The organism is Chitinophagales bacterium, from assembly GCA_013816805.1.
In the GTDB taxonomy this organism is placed as follows: domain Bacteria; phylum Bacteroidota; class Bacteroidia; order Chitinophagales; family UBA10324; genus MGR-bin340.
In genome coordinates this window covers 42,961-62,907 of record JACDDS010000013.1, presented here as the reverse complement: position 1 = coordinate 62,907, position 19,947 = coordinate 42,961, and the positions used below count along the sequence as shown (strand labels likewise).

General features: G+C 38.8%; 20 protein-coding genes. 3 read left to right on the top strand and 17 right to left on the bottom strand.

Going from position 1 to position 19,947, the window contains the following annotated elements:
* Positions 1–7: 7 nt before the first annotated feature.
* The gene (locus tag H0W62_11740) at positions 8–994 is read right to left on the bottom strand and encodes a glycosyltransferase family 9 protein (GenBank protein ID MBA3649202.1); all 987 of its coding nucleotides are present in this window, start codon (positions 992–994) and stop codon (positions 8–10) included.
* 112 nt (positions 995–1,106) lie between these two features.
* On the opposite strand from H0W62_11740, the gene H0W62_11735 reads away from it, so the two are divergent.
* Positions 1,107–1,688: a tRNA-(ms[2]io[6]A)-hydroxylase gene (locus tag H0W62_11735; GenBank protein MBA3649201.1), complete on the top strand. Its 582-nt coding sequence runs from the start codon at positions 1,107–1,109 to the stop codon at positions 1,686–1,688.
* Between the two features lie 416 nt (positions 1,689–2,104).
* Here the strand turns inward: H0W62_11735 and H0W62_11730 are convergent, their stop codons facing one another.
* The 6 genes from H0W62_11730 to H0W62_11705 all read right to left on the bottom strand — a co-directional run bounded on the left by H0W62_11730 (position 2,105) and on the right by H0W62_11705 (position 7,446).
* Entirely contained in the window at positions 2,105–2,782 is a 678-nt protein-coding gene (locus H0W62_11730) for a hypothetical protein (protein ID MBA3649200.1), read from the bottom strand.
* Positions 2,779–3,372, bottom strand: coding sequence for a hypothetical protein (locus H0W62_11725; protein ID MBA3649199.1), 594 nt, complete (start codon positions 3,370–3,372; stop codon positions 2,779–2,781). Before H0W62_11725 ends, H0W62_11730 begins: the two co-directional genes overlap by 4 nt.
* Before the next feature lie 17 nt (positions 3,373–3,389).
* A complete protein-coding gene (locus tag H0W62_11720; protein MBA3649198.1) occupies positions 3,390–3,587 on the bottom strand; it encodes a T9SS type A sorting domain-containing protein in 198 nt (65 codons plus the stop codon).
* A 29-nt stretch (positions 3,588–3,616) separates the two neighbouring features.
* A complete protein-coding gene (locus H0W62_11715; GenBank protein MBA3649197.1) occupies positions 3,617–3,790 on the bottom strand; it encodes a hypothetical protein in 174 nt (57 codons plus the stop codon).
* Between the two features lie 463 nt (positions 3,791–4,253).
* Positions 4,254–5,189 carry a tRNA epoxyqueuosine(34) reductase QueG gene (gene queG / locus H0W62_11710; protein MBA3649196.1) on the bottom strand — a complete coding sequence of 312 codons (936 nt, stop codon included), beginning with the start codon at positions 5,187–5,189 and terminating at the stop codon, positions 4,254–4,256.
* A gap of 55 nt (positions 5,190–5,244) precedes the next feature.
* Entirely contained in the window at positions 5,245–7,446 is a 2,202-nt protein-coding gene (locus tag H0W62_11705; GenBank protein ID MBA3649195.1) for a helix-turn-helix domain-containing protein, read from the bottom strand.
* A gap of 269 nt (positions 7,447–7,715) precedes the next feature.
* On the opposite strand from H0W62_11705, the gene clpB reads away from it, so the two are divergent.
* Positions 7,716–10,334, top strand: a complete 2,619-nt coding sequence (gene clpB, locus H0W62_11700) for an ATP-dependent chaperone ClpB (GenBank protein MBA3649194.1) — start codon at positions 7,716–7,718, stop codon at positions 10,332–10,334.
* A gap of 61 nt (positions 10,335–10,395) precedes the next feature.
* Here the strand turns inward: clpB and H0W62_11695 are convergent, their stop codons facing one another.
* The 8 genes from H0W62_11695 to H0W62_11660 all read right to left on the bottom strand — a co-directional run bounded on the left by H0W62_11695 (position 10,396) and on the right by H0W62_11660 (position 18,225).
* Entirely contained in the window at positions 10,396–11,376 is a 981-nt protein-coding gene (locus H0W62_11695) for an alpha/beta hydrolase (GenBank protein MBA3649193.1), read from the bottom strand.
* A gap of 326 nt (positions 11,377–11,702) precedes the next feature.
* Entirely contained in the window at positions 11,703–12,155 is a 453-nt protein-coding gene (locus H0W62_11690; GenBank protein ID MBA3649192.1) for a MarR family transcriptional regulator, read from the bottom strand.
* Between the two features lie 4 nt (positions 12,156–12,159).
* Complete coding sequence (locus tag H0W62_11685) at positions 12,160–12,579, bottom strand: SRPBCC family protein (protein MBA3649191.1); 420 nt, start codon at positions 12,577–12,579, stop codon at positions 12,160–12,162.
* 395 nt (positions 12,580–12,974) lie between these two features.
* Positions 12,975–13,235, bottom strand: a complete 261-nt coding sequence (locus H0W62_11680) for a hypothetical protein (protein MBA3649190.1) — start codon at positions 13,233–13,235, stop codon at positions 12,975–12,977.
* Positions 13,236–13,324: 89 nt separating this feature from the next.
* Positions 13,325–13,825 (bottom strand): VOC family protein, encoded by a 501-nt coding sequence (locus tag H0W62_11675; protein MBA3649189.1) that lies wholly within the window; start codon positions 13,823–13,825, stop codon positions 13,325–13,327.
* Positions 13,826–14,205: 380 nt separating this feature from the next.
* A complete protein-coding gene (locus H0W62_11670; protein MBA3649188.1) occupies positions 14,206–14,901 on the bottom strand; it encodes a CADD family putative folate metabolism protein in 696 nt (231 codons plus the stop codon).
* 92 nt (positions 14,902–14,993) lie between these two features.
* Positions 14,994–15,260 carry a hypothetical protein gene (locus tag H0W62_11665; protein ID MBA3649187.1) on the bottom strand — a complete coding sequence of 89 codons (267 nt, stop codon included), beginning with the start codon at positions 15,258–15,260 and terminating at the stop codon, positions 14,994–14,996.
* A gap of 361 nt (positions 15,261–15,621) precedes the next feature.
* Positions 15,622–18,225: a S8 family peptidase gene (locus H0W62_11660; GenBank protein ID MBA3649186.1), complete on the bottom strand. Its 2,604-nt coding sequence runs from the start codon at positions 18,223–18,225 to the stop codon at positions 15,622–15,624.
* A gap of 234 nt (positions 18,226–18,459) precedes the next feature.
* On the opposite strand from H0W62_11660, the gene H0W62_11655 reads away from it, so the two are divergent.
* Positions 18,460–19,275 carry a protease gene (locus H0W62_11655; GenBank protein MBA3649185.1) on the top strand — a complete coding sequence of 272 codons (816 nt, stop codon included), beginning with the start codon at positions 18,460–18,462 and terminating at the stop codon, positions 19,273–19,275.
* A 148-nt stretch (positions 19,276–19,423) separates the two neighbouring features.
* Here the strand turns inward: H0W62_11655 and H0W62_11650 are convergent, their stop codons facing one another.
* A complete protein-coding gene (locus tag H0W62_11650) occupies positions 19,424–19,759 on the bottom strand; it encodes an MmcQ/YjbR family DNA-binding protein (protein ID MBA3649184.1) in 336 nt (111 codons plus the stop codon).
* 39 nt (positions 19,760–19,798) lie between these two features.
* Positions 19,799–19,945, bottom strand: a complete 147-nt coding sequence (locus H0W62_11645) for a hypothetical protein (GenBank protein MBA3649183.1) — start codon at positions 19,943–19,945, stop codon at positions 19,799–19,801.
* Between the last annotated feature and the right edge of the window lie 2 nt (positions 19,946–19,947).

Genomic DNA, 19,947 nt, shown 5'->3' with positions numbered 1-19,947 from the left:
TTTCAGATTATTGTAAAGTTTTTAATAGCTCCGGTATGCGTCTTTCATCGATTAAATTCATGCATTTGAAATGCCCTTCGGGACACCTTTTATAGCCTATTTTAGAACAGGGCCTGCAATACAGTTTTTCTATTTCCACCATTTTTGAGAGAGGTCTATTTACTCCTCTTACATAAGGGTACATTCCAAATTCCGGTACCGTATTCCCCCAGATTGAAATGATTTTTTTTCTAAAGGCAGCCGCAATATGCATTAGACCTGTATCATGGGTAATCACAGAGAGTGACGTTTTTATTAAAAAGGCAGATTGATTAAGGGTAAACTTCCCACATCCGTTGAATATTTTTAAAGGTTCTTCCCCCGCAATAATATCACCCTGGTCCTTATCTTCCGGCCCACCCAGCAGGACAACAGGATAAGCAAGTAACCTGCAAAGGTTTTTCAATTTATCAAGAGGCAATCTCTTGGTAATGTGTTTTGCACCAATTACCACTGCAATAAATCCGTGCAGGTGGGTAAGCGGCAAACTTTCCAAGCTTACCACATCTTGCGCCGACAAAAAATAATCAAGCCCTTCGCCATCATTTTTTACTCCGAGGTAGCGCACTGTCTCCAGGTAGCGGTCAACAATATGGATATCCGGAAGCACATTCCATTTAAAGGTTACATAAATCCATTTTTCAAAATTCAATTTATTAAATGCTATAGATTTTACACCCAGTTGCATTTTTATGAGCCAGGTTCTAAAATTATTATGCAGGTCTATTATCAGATCATACTTTTCATTTCTTAACTCAGTAATAGTGTCGCTTAACCGCTCATTCAGGTAGTGTGTTTTATTGATGTAAGGATTATTTTTTATAATACTGTTGTAAGAAGGTTTGGTGAGATAATGAATTTCTGAAGATGGAAGTTGTTTTTTCAGACAGCGAACTACCGGTGTGGTGAGTACAATATCACCAATAGAGGAGAAGCGAATGATAAGAATTTTCACGCAGGGAAAGATAATGAAACGGGGAACGGAGCCATTAAAAGTAAATTGCAGAGCAAATTTAAAACACGGTATTGAGTCATTGCTGATTTAAAATAACCGATAACTTCATTCTATGTTCAGACTTCAATTACCAACCGATCCGCGATGGGCAGATCTTGCAGCATTATCCCTTTCGGATATCCTTACAGACCATGCCTACTGTGAGCAGAAGGCAACTTCTACCTGTATTTCACTGATTCAGAATTACCCGGATTATACAGAACTGGTTGAAAAGCTTTCTCCCATTGTCACTGAGGAGTGGGGTCATTTCCGGATGGTACTAGCGGAAATAAAGAAAAGAAACTTAAAATTAGGCAGGCAGCGCAAAGATGAATATGTGAATCAGTTGCGCAAGCTTATTCGGGGCGGTGGCCCTATTGAGCAGCAGCTCATGGACAAGCTTTTGGTATCTGCACTTATAGAAGCCAGAAGCTGCGAACGTTTTCGCTTACTCTCTGAAGGCTTATCTGAGCCAGAATTACGGAAGTTTTACCGGCAGTTTATGGAATCAGAGGCGGGACATTATACTTTGTTTATGGAGCTTGCAAAAAGGTATATGCCAGAACCAGTCGTAAATGAACGATGGAAAGAAATGCTGGAAACGGAAAAAGAAATTATGGAATCGCTGGAAATTAAAGGAGAACGTATTCACTGAAAAAAGTTTAGAATGGCCGTTACTATAACATTTTTCTTCATCCCGGAATGTTTATGTCTCGATTGTGATCATAAACCAATTGCCGAAGCATAAAAGTTTTGTGTGAGAATTTCTTTTATAATATTTTTCTGATGCTTATATAGATAAATCAACAGCTGAAATTAAAAATTACGTTTCTATTATCTCCGCTGTATCTAAGAATTTCAGGTTTCGTTTTATTCCTTCAAATCTTGTTCGCTTCAATGGCGAGTCCTTAAATACAGATTGAAAAATCTCTTCAGTCAAATCTTCCCAGTCATTTTTTTTCATTCCGATTGATCTCCTGGCAGCTTCACTGTGCTGAGTTGATCAGGGTGAGCGGAGGAAGTTGCGAAACCAGAAATAGCGCACTCCGACAGGAGGAATTCTTATTTAATTTAAGGACCTGCTGAATCCATTCGCAGCTTCCTTGCTGCGCCAGAGTTTGGCGTAAAGTGAAGCTGCGGGAGAAAATAAATGAAGTTAAAAAGAAATGCCCCCCGTAAGCCCATTGAAAAAGAATTAGGGCCTGCATCATAGCGCTTTCGGTTTCCATAAATACCTAAAAGAAGCCACTGAGTGATGTGGTAATCTATGTTTAAGCCCGCCATCCAGCCTAAGTCTTTAGATTTAATTGTGCCCGGGATAAATGGAGGATAGGGCAGGTTTATAAAAGAATCTACGCGGTTATTCTGTACATAATCATCATGACGGAAACGATACGTTAATCCTGCAGAAGGAATAATTTGCAGGCATTTATTTTTTAATGTGAAAGCATAGCCGCCATCTATGCTTATCTCTGAAATGGTTCTGTTATAAACTGCACCATTATTAGGAATGCCGTTTAAAACAACGTCCGAAATATCAGTATGGTAGTAATTGAAATTACCTTCTGCAGTAATTTTCGGCTTAAATGAATAACGATAATCCAGACCGGTTTCTACACTATAATTACCCGACCAGTCAGAAAAATCCACGAGGGCAATATGGGTAAAAATGGTATTTGAAAGCTGCGCTTTACTATAAAGGCTGCTTATCAGAAGTAAGCCGGAAAATAATATAGTGACGTTCCTCATTGCATATAGAATAACACATTAACTTTTGCCCCAATAGAAAAAGAGTTCGGTCCGGTAAAGAAAATTTTTTGACTACCATAAAGGCTGAGTGAAAATCTTTTGCTTAATGGATACTCGACATCCAAAGCCAAAGCAGTTCCAAAGCTTTTGTATTGTTTTCCACCGAATATAATCTCATACCAACCACCGGAGTGAAAACCTGCTACCAGCACAAAATCTTCGTTCAGGGTGTGATATAAGAAATCAATGTGAGGCTTCACTAAAATACAAGAATGCATCATTGGCCTTAACTGATAGCCCGCACCCAAACCTACTTCAGAGGCTTCATCTCCAATAATCAAGTCAGAGTTGGGAGCAAAAGGCATAATGTTGAGTATTCCACCGCTATAGTAATTAAATAAAGGATGAATAATAATATTTTGCCTGGTTATATATTCATAATCGATTCCAAATTCAAACTGGTGCATTCCTTTCCAATCCGAGTATTTTGATTTACCAATGTGAATGCCTAATGAGTGAGTCTGTTGCGCAGAAAGACAAATTGGAACAATACAGGCAAAAGCAAAAACAATGGATTTACAGGATTTCATAAATGCCATATGAGTGCTTAATGAATGATAGAAATTAAAGTTGACCTCGAATAGCTGCCTTCAAAATATCGGAGCTGATAAATTCCGGCAGGCACGTTATTTACATTAAGTGTTCCCTCATTTTCTATAGCCTTTTCGGATAAGAATTTTTGGCCTACTAAATTGTATAGCTCAAGCTGCCATTTATTACTATCGTGCGGCAGAATGTAATGCAATGAGCCGGAAGCAGGATTAGGATAAACCCTTATGCCCGTAAGAGGTTGCGATCCTTCGCTTCAGTTTTACACGGGCTGCAACCGCCGCCGCCACTACAATCGTTAAATTCTACAATAAGGCTGGTGCTGGCATTCATGCCGGAATAGGACGCTGAAACATAAACTGTTTTTGTTATTGCCTGGGTTATATTCGTAACCGTCATTTGGTTCCCTGAAGAGTTAAAGCTTACGGTCCATCCTGATGGAACAGGATTCCAGTTAAAGGAGGTGCCCGTGCCTCATCTTTATAAAGATTAATATTCACCTGGGCATAAGAATTTTAAATTTTAAGAATTAGCGCTGCAATTAACAGGTAGTTGAGAAGAGTAAACTGTTTCATGAATTAATGATATAATAGTTAAAAATAAAAAAAAATGATTAATCAAAAAATAAAAATAGCAGTAATAGTGAAGTGATCTTGCAGATTAAAAGAGGCGGGCAGCAGATGCTCTGATGCACTTATGCCGGGTTCGTCTCTTAACCCCCGCCGTGTCTCTCGAAGAGGAACGGCGGAAATCATAACCACCGCCCCCAACCTTCGGAGGGCGAAACAGTGGAGGAAAGAAGTTTGATGCGTATTATTAATTGACTAGCTCTTTAAGGCTAAGCCTAATAGTTAAGTATTGACTACTTCACTTTTTCAAGATTTAAAAATCTCACATTTCGTTTTATTCCCTCGAATTTTGCGCGCCTGAGTGGAGAGTCTTTAAATACAGATTGGAAAACTTCTTCAGTCAATTCTTCCCAATTATTTTTTTTCATTCCAAGTAATTCTGCTGAAGGCAAAAATTGCTTTTCTTCATGCTGTTTTGCAAAACGGTTCCAGGGGCAAACATCCTGGCAGATGTCGCAGCCGAACATCCAGCCTTTAAATTTTTCATGCATTTCATCAGGAATCTGATCACGCAATTCAATGGTGAAATAGGAGATACACTTACTTCCATCCACTCCCTTATCTCCAAATATCGCATCAGTAGGGCAGGCATCCACGCACCTTGTGCAGCTGCCGCAATAATCTTTAACCGGGGAATCGTATTCCAGCTCAAGGTCCAGGATGATTTCCGCTGGAAAATAAAAGGAGCCGCTTTCTTTATTAATAAGATTTCCATTGCGGCCGATCCAGCCCAGCCCGCTTTTTTCCGCCCATGCCCTTTCCAGTACAGGTCCTGAATCCACGAAGACCCTGCCGTTGATTGCTCCAATTTTTTCTTTGATCGATTCAAATAGCTGGTAAAGTTTTTCTTTGATTACAAAGTGGTAATCTTTACCAAAAGCATATTTCGAAATTTTTGGTTCTTCTTTATCAAGTAAGGTTTCATTGTTATAGTAATTATAAAGAAGCGAAATCACTGATTTTGCACCGGGAACAAGCCTGGTTGGATCGACACGCAAATCAAAGTGATTTTCCATGTATTTCATTTTCCCATGCATACCCTTGTTAAGCCACATTTCGAGCCGTCTTGCCTCCTCCTCTAAATGCTCCGCTTTGGATATGCCGCAATAATTAAAGCCGAGCCGGCTGGCTTCAGATTTGATTAAAATAGTGGAAGTAATTTTATTCAATCAGTTCAATTTAGAGGCTTGGTCTTGCATATTTTCTAAAATACCAGACGCAATTTTACAACTTGTTTTTTTCCATCCATTCTATATGGTTTAGCACCGCGCGTATTTCATTAAAGGAATAATCCGAAGGCAGTTTCAGCTTAATACTATATAGAGAGAGTTCTTTTCCATTTTGCACTAAATCCATAATGGCATCGATACGATTTGCCTTTAAAAACCGGAATAAATTCAATTCACCCGTTTTAATGCATGAAACCAAATGACTTTCTATAGTACCAATGGTGAGGTTTCGTGTTCGGGCAATTTCTTCGATACTTTTTTCATCTAAAAACATTTTAAGGCTCTCACGGATACTGCTTCCTTTTTCAGCTTTCATCCCAATCTGCTTTGCAGCAATTGATATTCTTTCAGACTGTGACTGCAATTGATTAGATGAGCTTACAAAAGCTACTTCACCAAATTTTGCTTGCTGCATTCGCCTCATTACCTTAAGAATGCTGTCGGACAAATTTTTAACATCCTTTGTATGTTTCCTGACCTTTGGCTTTCCTTTTAATGACAACAAATATTGTTCGATAGGTTGCAATAGTTCTTTTAAACATGCATCGCAAAAATAGATGATGGCCTTTGCCGTTCTGTCTTTCAATGGTTCATTGTTACTATTCTTCATTGCCTCAATAAGGATTTTATGAAGCTGGTTCTTAAACTTCATTGCAATTTCCTGTTGAAGGCCAGCATTTGCAGTTAATGTACTGCAAAGTGAAATGGCTGCCTGTTCGTCAGGAAGTTTTTTTCCAGCGAGAGATGACCGAAAGTCTGCAATAGCCTCAAGTATTTTTTTAAAATCAAAGGTATCAATGAGCCTCATTGACCAGTATTGATTTTTTTCAGATTTCAGCTGTTGCTGCAATTCTTCAAGGCTGCTTTCAGCATTTGCGAATGCATGGATGCGTAAATCATTTAAAATATTGCTGTCCCTGATTTTTGAGTAAAGAATAATTCCTTCCAGAGTAGTGCAACGGCTCAATGCCACATATACCTGCCCTGGTGCGAAGGATTCACCAGCATCAATAATTACTTTATCAAAAGTGAGTCCCTGGCTTTTATGAATGGTAACGGCCCAGGCGAGACGTATCGGATATTGCTTATACGTGCCAAGTGCTTCTTCATCGATTCTGTCTTTTTCTTTATCATAATTATAGCGGATATTTCTCCATGTTTCCTGTTGAAGGATAAGATCCCGACCTTCTTCCGGAAAGCTCACGGTTATCTTTCCATCTGCAATGGATTTTATCACTCCAAGCTTTCCATTGTAGTACTTTCTTTCTTCACCGGAATCATTTTTAATAAACATTACCTGAGCGCCTTGCTTGAGCCTAAGTATCCTGTCAGCAGGAGCATTGTGATCACCAAATTCGCCCTGCACTTCTGCCGGAAATTCATAAATCTTTCCCTGCAGCGCATGCAATCGTGTATTGTTTACCTGGTCAGCCTTATAATTATGAGTGGTGAGAAGTATATAGTTTTCCTGCTCATGCTGATTCAAAATGCTCCGGTACCGACTGTTTAATAGCTGAATATCTTCTTCTGAAATATTGTTGTTCCGAACACGGTTTAATAAGCCGATAAATACCTCTTCTTTTTGACGGTAGATTTTTTTTAATTCTATATACAGGGGAAACTTATGTTTTATTACTTGTGAGTGAAAAAAATAAGGCCCTTCATATGTATTACTTAAGATTCTCCATTCCCGCTCATTTATGACCGGTGGTAATTGAAAAAGATCTCCTATAAACAAAAGCTGTACGCCACCGAAAGGCTGATCGTGCTTCTTCCGAACCGACTTGAGCACGGTATCAACTGCATCCAACAAGTCGCAGCGCACCATGCTTATCTCGTCGATAATAAGTAATTCAAGCTCTTCTATCAACTCGCGTTTTTCTCTACTGATCCGCAGAGTTTTGAAAAGCGTGTTCCTGTTAAAAAAATTTGCAGGAAGCTGCTGTTCTGAAGATTCAATTAAAAAGTTTCCTGGTGGCAATTGAAAAAAAGAATGGATCGTAACACCTCCTGCATTTATTGCGGCAACTCCTGTGGGAGCCACTACCACTGTATTTTTAGAAGTATATTCTTTGATGAAACGCAGGAACGTAGTTTTTCCTGACCCCGCTTTCCCGGTAAGAAAGAGTGATTGTGAGGTATTATTTATAAAGTCAGCCGCGAGTATAAAGCCTGTATTTTCAGGATCAGGAACCATGGTCAGTCATAGAAATATTAAGATAAGATTATCTTTTAAGTTCAAATAGTTTTTGTGTTACTTACCGCCAAAATTTCCAGATAAATTAATCAGTCCGCAACGTCGTCATCATTTTCTCTGATTCTGAGTAAAATTGTCACGAAAAATCCTTCTATTTAAGTTGGTGAAATTCTTGATGCTCAATTGTGCACTGAAATATTTTTGAAGCAAGCAATTAATCTGACAACAGTATTGATTCCGATTTTTGCTGACAATCTCAATTTAAATTTATGAACCTTAACAACTTCACGATAAAAAGTCAGGATGCTGTTCAGAAAGCGCAGGAGCTAGCCTTCGCCAATCAAAGTTCACAGATCGAAACGTCTCACTTATTAAAGGGACTTCTGCTTGCTGATGAAAATGTGGTTGGCTTCCTATTAAAAAAAATCGGCGTAAACACGGGCCCGCTGGAAACCCGCCTCAGCGAATTGCTTTCAAAATTGCCTAAAGTAAGCGGATCGCAGCAGCAGTATTTATCTAATGATGCGAACCAGGTGCTGCTTAAGGCACAATCGTATTTAAAGGAATTTAAGGATGAGTTTGTTTCTGTAGAGCATCTGCTGCTGGCTTTGCTGAGCGGAACAGATCAGGTGTCCAAAATTTTAAAAGATGCCGGAGTCAATGAGAAAGAATTAAAACTTGCTATAGCTGAATTACGAAAGGGAAGAAAGGTAACTGATCAGAATGCGGAATCAACCTATAACGCATTGAATAAATATGCACGTAACCTTAATGAGCTTGCCCAAAGAGGTAAGTTAGATCCGGTGATTGGTCGTGATGAAGAGATTCGGCGTGTGCTTCATATCCTTTCACGCAGAACAAAAAATAATCCCATCCTCGTTGGTGAACCGGGCGTTGGTAAAACAGCAATTGCGGAAGGCATCGCTCACCGCATAGTAAACGGCGACATTCCCGAAAACCTGAAGACGAAAAGCATTTTTGCGCTTGATACAGGTGCTTTGGTGGCTGGTGCAAAATTTCGTGGAGAATTTGAGGAACGGTTAAAAGCTGTAATCAAAGAAGTAACAGAAAGTAATGGCCAGATCATTTTGTTTATCGATGAAATTCACACCCTGGTAGGTGCCGGCGCAACTGAAGGAGCTATGGATGCTGCCAATATCCTTAAGCCCGCACTTGCACGAGGTGAACTGCGGACTATCGGTGCTACCACCTTAAATGAATATCAGAAATTCTTCGAGAAAGACAAAGCTCTTGAACGCCGTTTTCAAAAAGTAATCATCGATGAACCCAATGAAGAAGATGCAATTTCCATCCTCAGGGGATTAAAAGAGCGTTATGAAACGCACCATAAGGTTCGGATTAAAGATGAAGCGATCATAGCTGCTGTCGAACTATCTTCCAAGTACATCAGCGATCGTTTTCTTCCTGATAAAGCTATTGACCTTATTGATGAAGCAGCCGCAAAGCTGCGGTTGCAGATAGACTCCGTACCGGAAGAATTGGATGAGATAGAAAGGAAAATTCGTCAGCTTGAGATTGAGCGTGAAGCTATTAAACGCGAACAGGACAAAAAGAAGCTCGATGACCTCAATAAGGAAATCGCAAATCTGACCGATGATCGTAATGAATTAAAAGCGAAGTGGCAACAGGAAAAAGACATCGCCGATAATGTCCAGGACACAAAGCTTTCAATCGAAGATTTTAAGCTTCAGGCAGAGCAGGCTGAAAGGATAGGGGACTATGGCAAGGTTGCCGAATTGCGGTACGGAAAAATCCGCGAAGCCGAACAGCAGCTGAAGCAATTTGAAGAGCAGCTGAATGAGCTGAACAAAGGCAGTCGCATGCTAAAAGAAGAGGTCGATGCCGAAGATATTGCAGAAATAGTTTCAAAGTGGACAGGCATTCCGGTTAGCCGGATGCTGCAAAGTGAGAGGGAAAAGCTGCTGCGCCTTGAAGAGGAATTACACAAACGTGTTATCGGTCAGGAGGAAGCAATTGCTGCGGTGAGTGATGCCATACGCAGGAACCGTGCAGGCTTGAGCGATCCCAAAAAACCGATAGGCTCTTTTATTTTCCTGGGGACTACCGGCGTTGGTAAAACAGAACTCGCTAAAGCATTGGCAGAAGTAATGTTCAATGATGATTCTTTAATGGTGCGGATTGACATGAGTGAATACCAGGAACGGCATGCTGTTTCAAGGCTGATTGGTGCCCCTCCTGGTTATGTTGGTTATGATGAAGGCGGGCAATTAACAGAAGCCGTTCGCAGGAAACCGTACTCGGTAATTCTGCTCGATGAATTTGAAAAAGCACATCCGGATGTTTTTAATATTTTATTGCAGGTATTAGATGATGGACGATTGACGGATAATAAAGGACGTGTAGTGAATTTTAAAAATACCATTATTATCATGACGTCAAACTTCGGTGCAGAGATCATTCAAAGAAATTTTGCAGGAGTGAATGCACACACTAAGATGGCGGTTATGGAAACTACCAAGCTGGAGGTTATGGAGCAACTTAAAAGATCCGTACGGCCTGAATTTCTCAACCGTATTGACGACATCATTCTCTTTACACCATTGATGGAAGATGAAATCGGAGAGATCGTGCGCGTTCAGCTCAAGCACTTAGAGAACATGCTCATGAAAAATAATATCCGGATCGGGTTTTCAGAAGAAGTGGTTCAGCAACTTGCTGCCGAAGGTTTCGATCCGCAATATGGTGCGCGTCCTCTTAAGCGTGTTATTCAAAAGGATATTGTGAATGAGTTATCTAAGAAAATTCTTGCTGGTGATGTGAGCAGCGACAATGAAATTATGGTGACAAAAGGAAGGAATGGAGAGTTTGAATTTGGAAATATGAAAAAAGAAGAAGTAGAAGTATAACATTCCCTTCTTTTTTTTTTCAGTGTATACTTGAACATATTTTGTGTTCCGTATAGCTTATCTATTTATTAAATGCGCTTTTCAAATCCGAGGCAGCCATAGCCTCCGCATCCTTAGCCTCTGGAACTACAGCTGCCATACCGAAAAATTCATGGGTTGTTCCAGCGTATAATTTATAATTAGTATTAACGCCTGCCTTTTTCAAGTTATCGGCAAGCATTTCCCCTTCACTTCGTAATGGATCATATTGTGCTGCTATAATCGTGGTGGACGGTAAACCTTTAAGGTTTGCATTTACCAATGAAATGGTTGGGTTTTTACCATCAGAAGGACTATTTAAATATTTATCGCAAAACCATTTCATCATTGCAGTATTAAGGGGTTTAGTGCTGTCACTTTCCTGATAAGAAGGAGAATTAAAATCATAATTTGCAATAGGATATACTAATACTTCGTAAACAGGAAGTTGTACTTTTTTATCCCTTGCCATCATACTTACAGCCGCCGCCAAATTACCGCCTGCACTTTCACCTACTACGGCAATTCTTTTTGGATCCCCCTTTATAGAAGCTGCATTTTTTAATGTCCATTCATACGCGGCATAACTGTCTTTATGAGCTGTCGGAAATTTATGTTCAGGAGCTTGTCTGTAAGCTACTGATACTACTACCGCTTCTACCTGGTTTGCCAATCCCTGGGCAGAAGCATTGTAGGTATTCAGATCTGCAATTACCCAGCCTCCGCCATGGTAATAAACAACAACAGGATAAGAATCCTTTCCTGTTTTAGGGGTATAAATACGGAGATGAATCTGCCCGCCAGGTACCGGAATATCTTTACCCATTGTATCTACATTATTAGCTGGCTCCGGTAAATTATGTTCTTTCATAACCGCCATGGCAGCGTCAGCAGGTGAGGGTTGTTTCCGGGCTTCCTGTGCAGATAAAGTAACGATAGGCGGAGCATTAAAGCTTTTTAATTTTTCAATTATTACAGCCATTTGGTCTGTCATGCCTTTGCCCCAATCTGGTTTGGGATTCATTGGCATTAAATCTCCGGATGTTTTGGGAGATGTATCAGCCACAGCAACAGACGAACTGTCGGTGTTGTTCCTGCTGTTCATGTTGTTGCATGATTGAAAAAATAAGGATAGTGTAGTGATAAAAGTAAAGGTGATTGTAATTATTTTTTGGATTTCTCGCATGGTATCGTTGTTATTAATTAAAGTGAGTACTTACAAATAGATTTACAAAAAGGATTCAACAATTGCAGGTAGGACGTTGAAATTTTAAAGTATAACAACAGAAAGAGTAAAAGGTTGTTTTAATACGTCGCTTAAAGGAAAAATTTGTTTCAGTTATCTGTTATCTACTGTGACAATAACAATGACAATTTATTGTTAAACGCGGATATTTTATTAGCAAGGGGTGAAAAAAAAAGCATGTCAAATTTCTCAACGGTTTTAACAGATTCACGCGTGATTTTCTTTCCATTCTCCGTTAGCTCAACAGTTTTTGCCCTGGTATCAGAATGGTGCTCTTTTCGTTGGAGCAGTCCTTTGGTCTGTAGCGTCCGCAACACTTTTGAGGTAGTCATCGGGTCAATTTTAGTGTGGGCTGAAAGGTTGATCTGGGTTACATCTGCCTGGTGCTGTGAAAGCCAGAATGTGCTCGCAAGCAAAACAAACTGAGAATGAGTTAATCCGAATTTCTCAAGCGCTTTTTTAATCTCCCGTTGCCAAAGGTTGGTTACCTGCCAAAGTAAAAAACCGGTACTGTCTTCCGCTTTTTCAAAGCTGAAAGCTTCCACATTGTGTTTCATCAAATTAAAGTTGACTTGCAAATTTTACCTGCTGTTGCATTTCTTCGGGCAATGCATTGGCAATGCCACTGGCAACAAGCTTAACCCATAAGAAGCTTAGAATTCCTTTTACCTTCATTGTTGTGGTAATTTTCAAGCCAGCCGGAGTATTTTCAAAGGTATGCTCACCGTACATTTTAGCAAGAGGAAATTTTGTTAAGTCAACAAACTTCCTGTTCTCGATAGTTTCTACCAATTCAATATTTACCTTAGGACCACCCTTAAGCTTCAGGAGGAAATGGTTGCCTTTTTCAAACTTGCCGTCCATTTTTGCATATTCAATCCCGGAGTCCCACCGGTGCCAGTTATTGACATCTGAAAATAGCTTCCACATTTGTTCCTTGGTTGCCTCTTTAGTAACGAGAAAATGAGTTTTAGTCCACATATTTTTTTTATTTTTATTCTAATTAATTATTGTAATTGCAAATATACTAATCCTACATATAATATACAAGTTTATAATAAAATTTTAATTATCTGTTTCAAGAAAATAATATCGTGCTAAAAAGAAATGTATCCAATGGAGACTATCCAGGTCAACTGGAATGCTGCGACAGTAACTCCCGAATCTATTTCTGCAAACTCAGCAACGGACATTCGGCTGAAATAAATAAAATAGTAGTAACAGGAAAATAATGAAGTGTGGGCAGCAAGTTTGATTTCTGAAAAACAATCAGAATGATACAAAGGATTGAAAGCTTTTTCAGCTTTTGTGTTTAAATGGATTATCAATCTTTACATAATGAAAGACTAATCCACGAGCTGTTACGAATTCCTGGTTCAATTTTCAAACGCTTCTATAAAATTTTTTACTTTATCCACTTTCACTAAAAGGATGCTACCAACTTTTTTGATACCAAAAGCCTTTGTGATGGTAGAAGGTTCTTTTAGATAAACAGCAAGATTGGGACTTTCCAGACCCTTTATAAGGGCTATGTGAATTACCCCTGTTCCGGCAATCGGTTTATTTATGGTTTCAATTTTATCTATATTATTTCTGGAAATCAATATGGTTGCGCTTCTTTGGTGATGATTATCCATACGCAACAGCATACACATCCATACATGCTGATGATTATTTACCTATTGGAGTCATAATAATGAATTCGAATTTGAAGGATTCTCATTTATCAGTTTCCTTCATATGCCTGACGGAGTGCATGGACGTCCAGTTTTTTCATTTGAAGCATTACTTTCATAACACGTTCCGATTTTTTATGATCGCTGTCTGAAAGCAGTTCGGGCAGTAGGGTAGGGGCGACCTGCCATGACAATCCGAATTTATCTTTCAGCCAGCCGCACTGCTGCGCCTTTTTATCTCCGCCTTCACAAAGTTTATCCCAATAATAATCCACTTCGTCCTGGTTCTCGCAATTCACAATAAAAGATATTGCTTCATTAAATGTGAATACCGGGCCTCCATTCAGTGCAATAAATTTTTGACCTTCCAGCTCAAATTCAATGGTCATGATTGTTCCTTCAGGCATTTTATGAATCTCATATCCCTCTTTACCATACCGCGTTGTTCTGATAATGCTTGAATTCTTAAAAACAGAAGTGTAAAAATTTACTGCTTCTTCGGCTTGTTTATCAAACCATAGATTCAATGTAATCTTTTGCATTGTTGCCATAAAATTGTTGTTTGAAATTAAGGTTATAAATGTTTTAGAGTTGGACATCCTATTATTTTTTAATAGAATAATGCAAAGATGATATCAATATCAGGTTTTTAAGCTGTACGAATGCGTCAATATAGGGAGGTGAATGCGACAAATCTATTGTCAAAACTCAGCTAATATTTATTGCTAAGAAGCTTGAGATATTCGGTGTGTTGTCATTGCTTCCTTTTTAATGCGAACGGCATCAGCAGGCCGGAATTCAGGAGTGCTTCGTCCCAACAAATGCATGGTAATAAATATGCCCAGCAATGTAAGCTTAAGAGCATGGGTCTAATCTGTTAACCCAAGATAAATTAGATGGACATCTGTTCCTAAATGTTAGTTTATATTCATCAGGCTGATGCAGTGCAATAATTGTTATAAATTCCATCAAGAAAAACCCACATAGCTGTGGCTGATTTCTCAGCTCCATTCAATACTGCATTTTGACTTTCCTCTGTTCTCGTTTCCCTCAGGATAATATTAATTTCATCTCTTGAATGAACCACATCTGCTTCTTCATGAACACTAAAAAATTCAATAGCTTTCTCTGAATTTATTCCGTAAAAGTCCTTAAGTCCCTTAATTTTGGTTTTAGAAATTTCAGGTACCTGGAATTCATAGGCATACAAAGCGGATAGCCCTGTAATGTAAAAAGATGATGAGGTGAGCTCATACATCTGCTGCACCAGTTGTTCTGTTTCTTTCAGGGGCTGAGTTGCTTTCACCTCTTCGGCCGTGAGGCCTAAGCTGGCTGCAAAGTTCATCCATAATTGAGGGTGATTATCGGTTCCTGTTTTAAATCCTTCCTCATCGGCCAGGTTTTCCATTAATATTTTCCTTGCGCCGATGTCATCACAATTGGAGTGAACTGCGCTTACAAAACGCGGAAAATGTTTTACAAAATGATAGTACTGTTTAGCATATTCACAAAGCATTTCTTTAGAAAGCGTTCCTTCATTCCATTTTTGATAAAACGGATGATCTAAAAGGCTTTTACTTTCAATAATGGAATTTATTTTTTCTGTGAATTTTATTTCGGAAAACATAATAAAAATTTAGATTAAGAAACAAAAGTAAGAACTATTGACAAGCAAAATAGCTGTTTTAGTTAAAGTTGAATCACACATGGCTTATCTCCTTATTCACACCATGATGAATCCCGGATAGTATAGTCAATATTAAATTGTGTGTCATGCGTTGTATGGGTTCCGCTTTTTGCCTTGCATTCCTCACAAGTAATATTAGACCATATAATGGTCTGCCAATATCTTCCGTCTTTATATTCTTTAACGGGGCACGAGATGAGCGGAGCCGTTGGATTGGACTGAGAAAAATCAGGCTTTTTGCATGAATAACCTGCAATTTCAAAACCAGCTATCAGAATTAAAAATTTTTTTTTTTTCATTTTATACAGTCTTAATAATTGCTAAGAAATTTATACAAGATAAAGAATATAATTATTCACTCATTTACATTACAAAATTTTAATATAGATTAATGAATAAATTGTCGTGCGAAAAAGATCTTTAAGATGAGATTACATGTGTTTCAATAGATAACTCTCTTCCCAATTTTAAAATAAGAGCATAGCTTGTTAGCGCTGAATAGTGTCCGATAGAATCGGTGTAAAGCTAATCCTGCCAACCTAATTAAGCTTGCTTATTTTGAAAGTTAATTGACTTCATTTACAAGATAGGATAAGCAGACCTGATTAAAACATAAGTTTTGGACGAAACATCTGCAATGAATTTTATAGAAATTAATATTTAATAAACCACTAATTTCAGCAGTTCATTGCTTGCTTTACCATTCGTAATGTGTATCATGTATAAACCATTGTTGAGTTTATCGGTAGGTATTGAAACCAGGATATCATCGAGTTTTAGCCGCATGATCATTTCCCCGCTTGAATTAATTATTTCTGCAACAGCGTCATTAACCTCTCTGGAAATAATATTTATGGTCCCGCTTCGAAGTGCAGGGTCGGGATAGATTACGTAGACATTATTGTTCAAATAGTAAACTGATTCAGGTTGGCTATAAATCGTTTGTCCATTACTTAATTCAATAGCTGCCCGGTATACATTCTCGCCCTGACCTGGTGTTCCATCCAGGTAAGAATATTCCAGGCCCGAGAGAGATACTATTGCCTGGAGCGGCAGGTATCCTGCAGGAGTATATTTTTCCCAGGTAATTTTAACTATCTCCAATATGGTTCCCAGCAAAAGATTAATTTCTACGGAAGAGCCATCAATGAGGGCTGCAGAAAATGTTTTAATGTAACAAGCCACACCTTGCGTATTATAGTCAAAAGCGTAGCTTCTAAGGCCTACTTTATTTTCTAAAAGAGGAGCTACCGCATAATGGGTAGAAGGGTTGTTTGCCTTATCCAATATTATGGTTGTATCCCTGGTTAAAGCAAAAGGTTCCATGTATCTGTTACCAAGGTGATAACATTCGTAATTTAAAATACCCGGAACTTTATTCCAGTAAAACATAAAAGAATCGGTGCAATTAAATCCTACAAAAGTTCTGAGTGGCAACGATATTGTAAAGGTATCTGAGTAGAAATACTGGCCATTAATATTCATCCGGAGTATACCGCGAGAAAAAGTATCGGGCACCAACCATTTAAGATATCCCCTGGTAAGATCAACAGAATCGTTAATGTCTTTCCAGATTACGCCGTCATTACTAAATGAAAGCTCACCCATGGTCGCCAAAAAATCAGGTTCCCATCTTATTATATTAGCGTCACCTGAAAAAACGTTATCGAGCCTGCCGGGATAATACCATTTAAATTCAGATGCTGAATCCATTTGGAATGCAACAAAAAATTGCTGAAGGGATGTGGCAACATTAAACCCGGATACATTAATTATATAATCTCCTGCTTTCGGATTTTCTATTGTGATTTGTTCTACGTTATTCAGGCTATCTCTTCCCCTGGAGGGCAATAATGCTAATGAATCGGGATTTGGAAAAGTATTTAATAACCAGGGCTCCCAGATTTGCGAAGCTTCAGGCAATTGTAATTCCATATCCAGGTCATTTATTAATGCTTTACTAGCATTAGGTGCAGCAGCCGGATCATTCCATACCAACGTCATTTTAAGTTGTCCAGTATTTTCGGGCACATGAAGACTATAACTTACCAATCCCTTGTTGGCTGCGCTGCCACTAAAATAATTTTCAGCCAGTAATGTTATCATAGCCTTATAACTGTTTAGGCTTCCATAACCAGATTTATAATCTATATTTTTTGTTTCCACATCATTGGCACTGTTAATCAGAACTGCTTTTACCAATGCGGAAGCTGGAAGCGCCCCACTGTGATTTTCTTTATATGCTTGCTGCAATAATAATGCGGTGCCTGAAACTATAGCGGCGGCTCCGGAGCTACCGTCCTGACCAAAAGCAACAAGCTCAGGCTTTACACGTCCATCATACGCGGGGCCTTTTGAGCTTAATGGCACAACAAGGCCAAAAGAATCCGTAGCCCCAACAGTAATAATGTTCTTTGCCATTTTAAAGCTGCCGGTAATATTTGCATAATTGGTAACTCCATGATAATTACCAATTGTGTCAGTTAAAGTACCTGAATTCCCCGCTGAGAAAATATGCATGAGAGCATAATTATTTATTGCACTTAAATCATAAGCGGCTGCATCAGCGCCATAAAAATTTTCAATTCCAGTACCGTATGAATGGTTCTGCACCGAGATATTAAATTCCTGGTACGCAGCATCCGCATCCGGCAATAATGTTGCAAAGCTGGAAGATGTTATTGTAGATCCCAATGCAGCTCCTTTAGATTCAAAAAATGTATTACCGGCTCCGGCAATCATAGTTGCCATAATGCTTGCGTGCGAACTATAAATTGGGGAGGATAAATATGTGGATTGAAACCGTCCTTCGAAATCAATATCGGCGGTGTCCATTTTATTTTCCATTACAGAAACCACAGCGCCGGCGCCCGTATATTCGGGAAATTCATTGTGTACAACATTTACTTTATTCACTCCCAGGTCAAAGCCACTTACTGCCAATTCTTCTTCAGGCTTTCTAACTTCATCTATAAAAGATACCAGATCAGAATTTAGAAGCTTGTTTTTTATGTCACTCCATTTTGCGTTAACCAAAAAAATATTGCCCGGACCATAATGCCGGATAATTTTAACGGGTAAACTTTTAATTGCAAGGAAATTTAAAAACATTGCTGAATCCTTTGCAACTATAATAAATACCGTTTTTTTTTCCGGGTCAGCTGATGTTAACTTTTCATTTATCAGGGGTGAAAGCTTTTCCTTTTCTGCTTCAGGGATCGACTGGGTATAACCATTATAAAAAAAACAGCAAATAAAAAGCATTATGAAAATGCTGGCTTTACTTTCTATTTTTAACAAGTCCTGTAGGGTTTATTATGGTTGATTATTAAAACTATTGAATTCTGCAGCCAATAGCTATTAATTATTCCTGGTAGTTGCCTGAATTTCACAACATTCAAAGTAAAATAAATTTTTTTAATTTAATGATTTGGGTTTACTTAGTTGAAGAATAAATAGCCTAATCACAAATTTCTAACCTTTTAAAACAATTGATTAATGAAAATTTTTACTAAAATGCTAACCGTTGCAGCCCTGGCTTCCTTAACGCTCATTGGTTGTCAAAAAGATTCACAGCAAATATCACAGGTTCAGCAGACCAGGATATCACAGGAAACACTTAACAAAATTCACAACCTTGGATTTGGTACTGATGATGTTCAAATAGTTGAACAAGGGTATTTAGTAGAGGGTGATATCGTTTTAACCGAAGAGCTTTTGAACAGTACTCCTGATCAGCAGTTGTTAAGAATTGCAAACAATGAGCAGTACCGAACCACCAATCTTGTAACTGGTTTACCGAGGAATATTACGGTCAGCATTGATTCAAAGCTTCCTTCCTCATATGGCCCTGCACTGGATGAGGCCATAAGACGGTACAATGCAGAAAATCTTACCATAACCATGACAAAAGTAACTTCAGGTGCTGCTATTAGTATTTCAAAGGGCCATGGTAGTTATCTTGCTTCTTCCGGCTTTCCTACCAGTTCCGGAGCACCTTATAGCCAGGTATTGATAAATTCCCAGTCTCTTGGAAGTGGTGATGGTTCATCCACATTTACTAATTATATTGCTACTATTCTCGTTCATGAGATCGGGCATTGTATTGGCTTCCGTCATACTGATTATATGGATCGCAGCTATAGCTGTGGCGGTGCTTATTCAAACGAAGGAGCCAGCAACGTTGGAGCAATTCTTATCCCCGGCACGCCATCTGGTCCCGATGCCGGTTCATTCATGCTTGCCTGTATTAGTTCAAATCAAAACCGTCCATTCAATTCAAATGATAAGACTGCTTTAAATTACTTGTACTAACAACTATTGTGTACTTTTTTCTTAGCCGCCTGATCAACAGGCGGCTTTTTATTTTACAGAAGTATTTAACGAACTGATTTGTCTATCAAAGTAGCATCTACATTATTTGAATTGCACGCCATATGTATATCTGTAACTGTTGATATTTTTAACCTTTATTTTTCCGCTTAGTTTTAAAGACTTCCTTATAAGCCGTATATAAAGCATCTGATACCAGTTCCCTGGATACCTTCTTCAAGTTAAAAGTTGTCCAGCCATGCAGTCCGAATTTATTCGGAACAGGATAAACAGCATCTTTGCCGAAAGTGCAGAAGACTTGCTGGTCATCTATTGATAATACGATATTCGCTGTTTCACTTGCTTCATGCAGCGTTGCAAATATTCTTCTTTTTATCACTTTAAAGGCAGCCCGTTCAAAATGAGGCTTTTCTTCCGTTCCTGGAAAGGAAAGAGCAATTTCTCTGAATGTTTCCGTGTCAATCATTTCAAGAGTTTTGCTGCTTCGGTTATTTTTCACCATACACTATCGGGCTTCATAATCAAGAGCAGCCTTTTTTATTGGATGTTTTTGATCCACCCCGTTCGTATACTTCTTTCTGAATTTAAACTTCATTTCTGCATCTGTTTTACTGATAGTAACTACGACAGGACCAACAACTGGTTGCGGCATAT

Coding starts and splice junctions, on each gene's coding strand:
- H0W62_11730 (MBA3649200.1), bottom strand. CDS start 2,782: ATGAGGAACGTCACTATATTATTTTCCGGCTTACTTCTGATAAGCAGC.
- H0W62_11725 (MBA3649199.1), bottom strand. CDS start 3,372: ATGAAATCCTGTAAATCCATTGTTTTTGCTTTTGCCTGTATTGTTCCA.
- H0W62_11670 (MBA3649188.1), bottom strand. CDS start 14,901: ATGTTTTCCGAAATAAAATTCACAGAAAAAATAAATTCCATTATTGAA.
- H0W62_11735 (MBA3649201.1), top strand. CDS start 1,107: ATGTTCAGACTTCAATTACCAACCGATCCGCGATGGGCAGATCTTGCA.
- H0W62_11690 (MBA3649192.1), bottom strand. CDS start 12,155: ATGAAACACAATGTGGAAGCTTTCAGCTTTGAAAAAGCGGAAGACAGT.
- H0W62_11685 (MBA3649191.1), bottom strand. CDS start 12,579: ATGTGGACTAAAACTCATTTTCTCGTTACTAAAGAGGCAACCAAGGAA.
- H0W62_11695 (MBA3649193.1), bottom strand. CDS start 11,376: ATGAATCCCAAACCAGATTGGGGCAAAGGCATGACAGACCAAATGGCT.
- H0W62_11675 (MBA3649189.1), bottom strand. CDS start 13,825: ATGGCAACAATGCAAAAGATTACATTGAATCTATGGTTTGATAAACAA.
- H0W62_11705 (MBA3649195.1), bottom strand. CDS start 7,446: ATGGTTCCTGATCCTGAAAATACAGGCTTTATACTCGCGGCTGACTTT.
- H0W62_11645 (MBA3649183.1), bottom strand. CDS start 19,945: ATGCCGCAACCAGTTGTTGGTCCTGTCGTAGTTACTATCAGTAAAACA.
- H0W62_11650 (MBA3649184.1), bottom strand. CDS start 19,759: ATGATTGACACGGAAACATTCAGAGAAATTGCTCTTTCCTTTCCAGGA.
- clpB (MBA3649194.1), top strand. CDS start 7,716: ATGAACCTTAACAACTTCACGATAAAAAGTCAGGATGCTGTTCAGAAA.
- H0W62_11715 (MBA3649197.1), bottom strand. CDS start 3,790: ATGACGGTTACGAATATAACCCAGGCAATAACAAAAACAGTTTATGTT.
- H0W62_11680 (MBA3649190.1), bottom strand. CDS start 13,235: ATGGATAATCATCACCAAAGAAGCGCAACCATATTGATTTCCAGAAAT.
- H0W62_11660 (MBA3649186.1), bottom strand. CDS start 18,225: ATGCTTTTTATTTGCTGTTTTTTTTATAATGGTTATACCCAGTCGATC.
- H0W62_11665 (MBA3649187.1), bottom strand. CDS start 15,260: ATGAAAAAAAAAAAATTTTTAATTCTGATAGCTGGTTTTGAAATTGCA.
- H0W62_11655 (MBA3649185.1), top strand. CDS start 18,460: ATGAAAATTTTTACTAAAATGCTAACCGTTGCAGCCCTGGCTTCCTTA.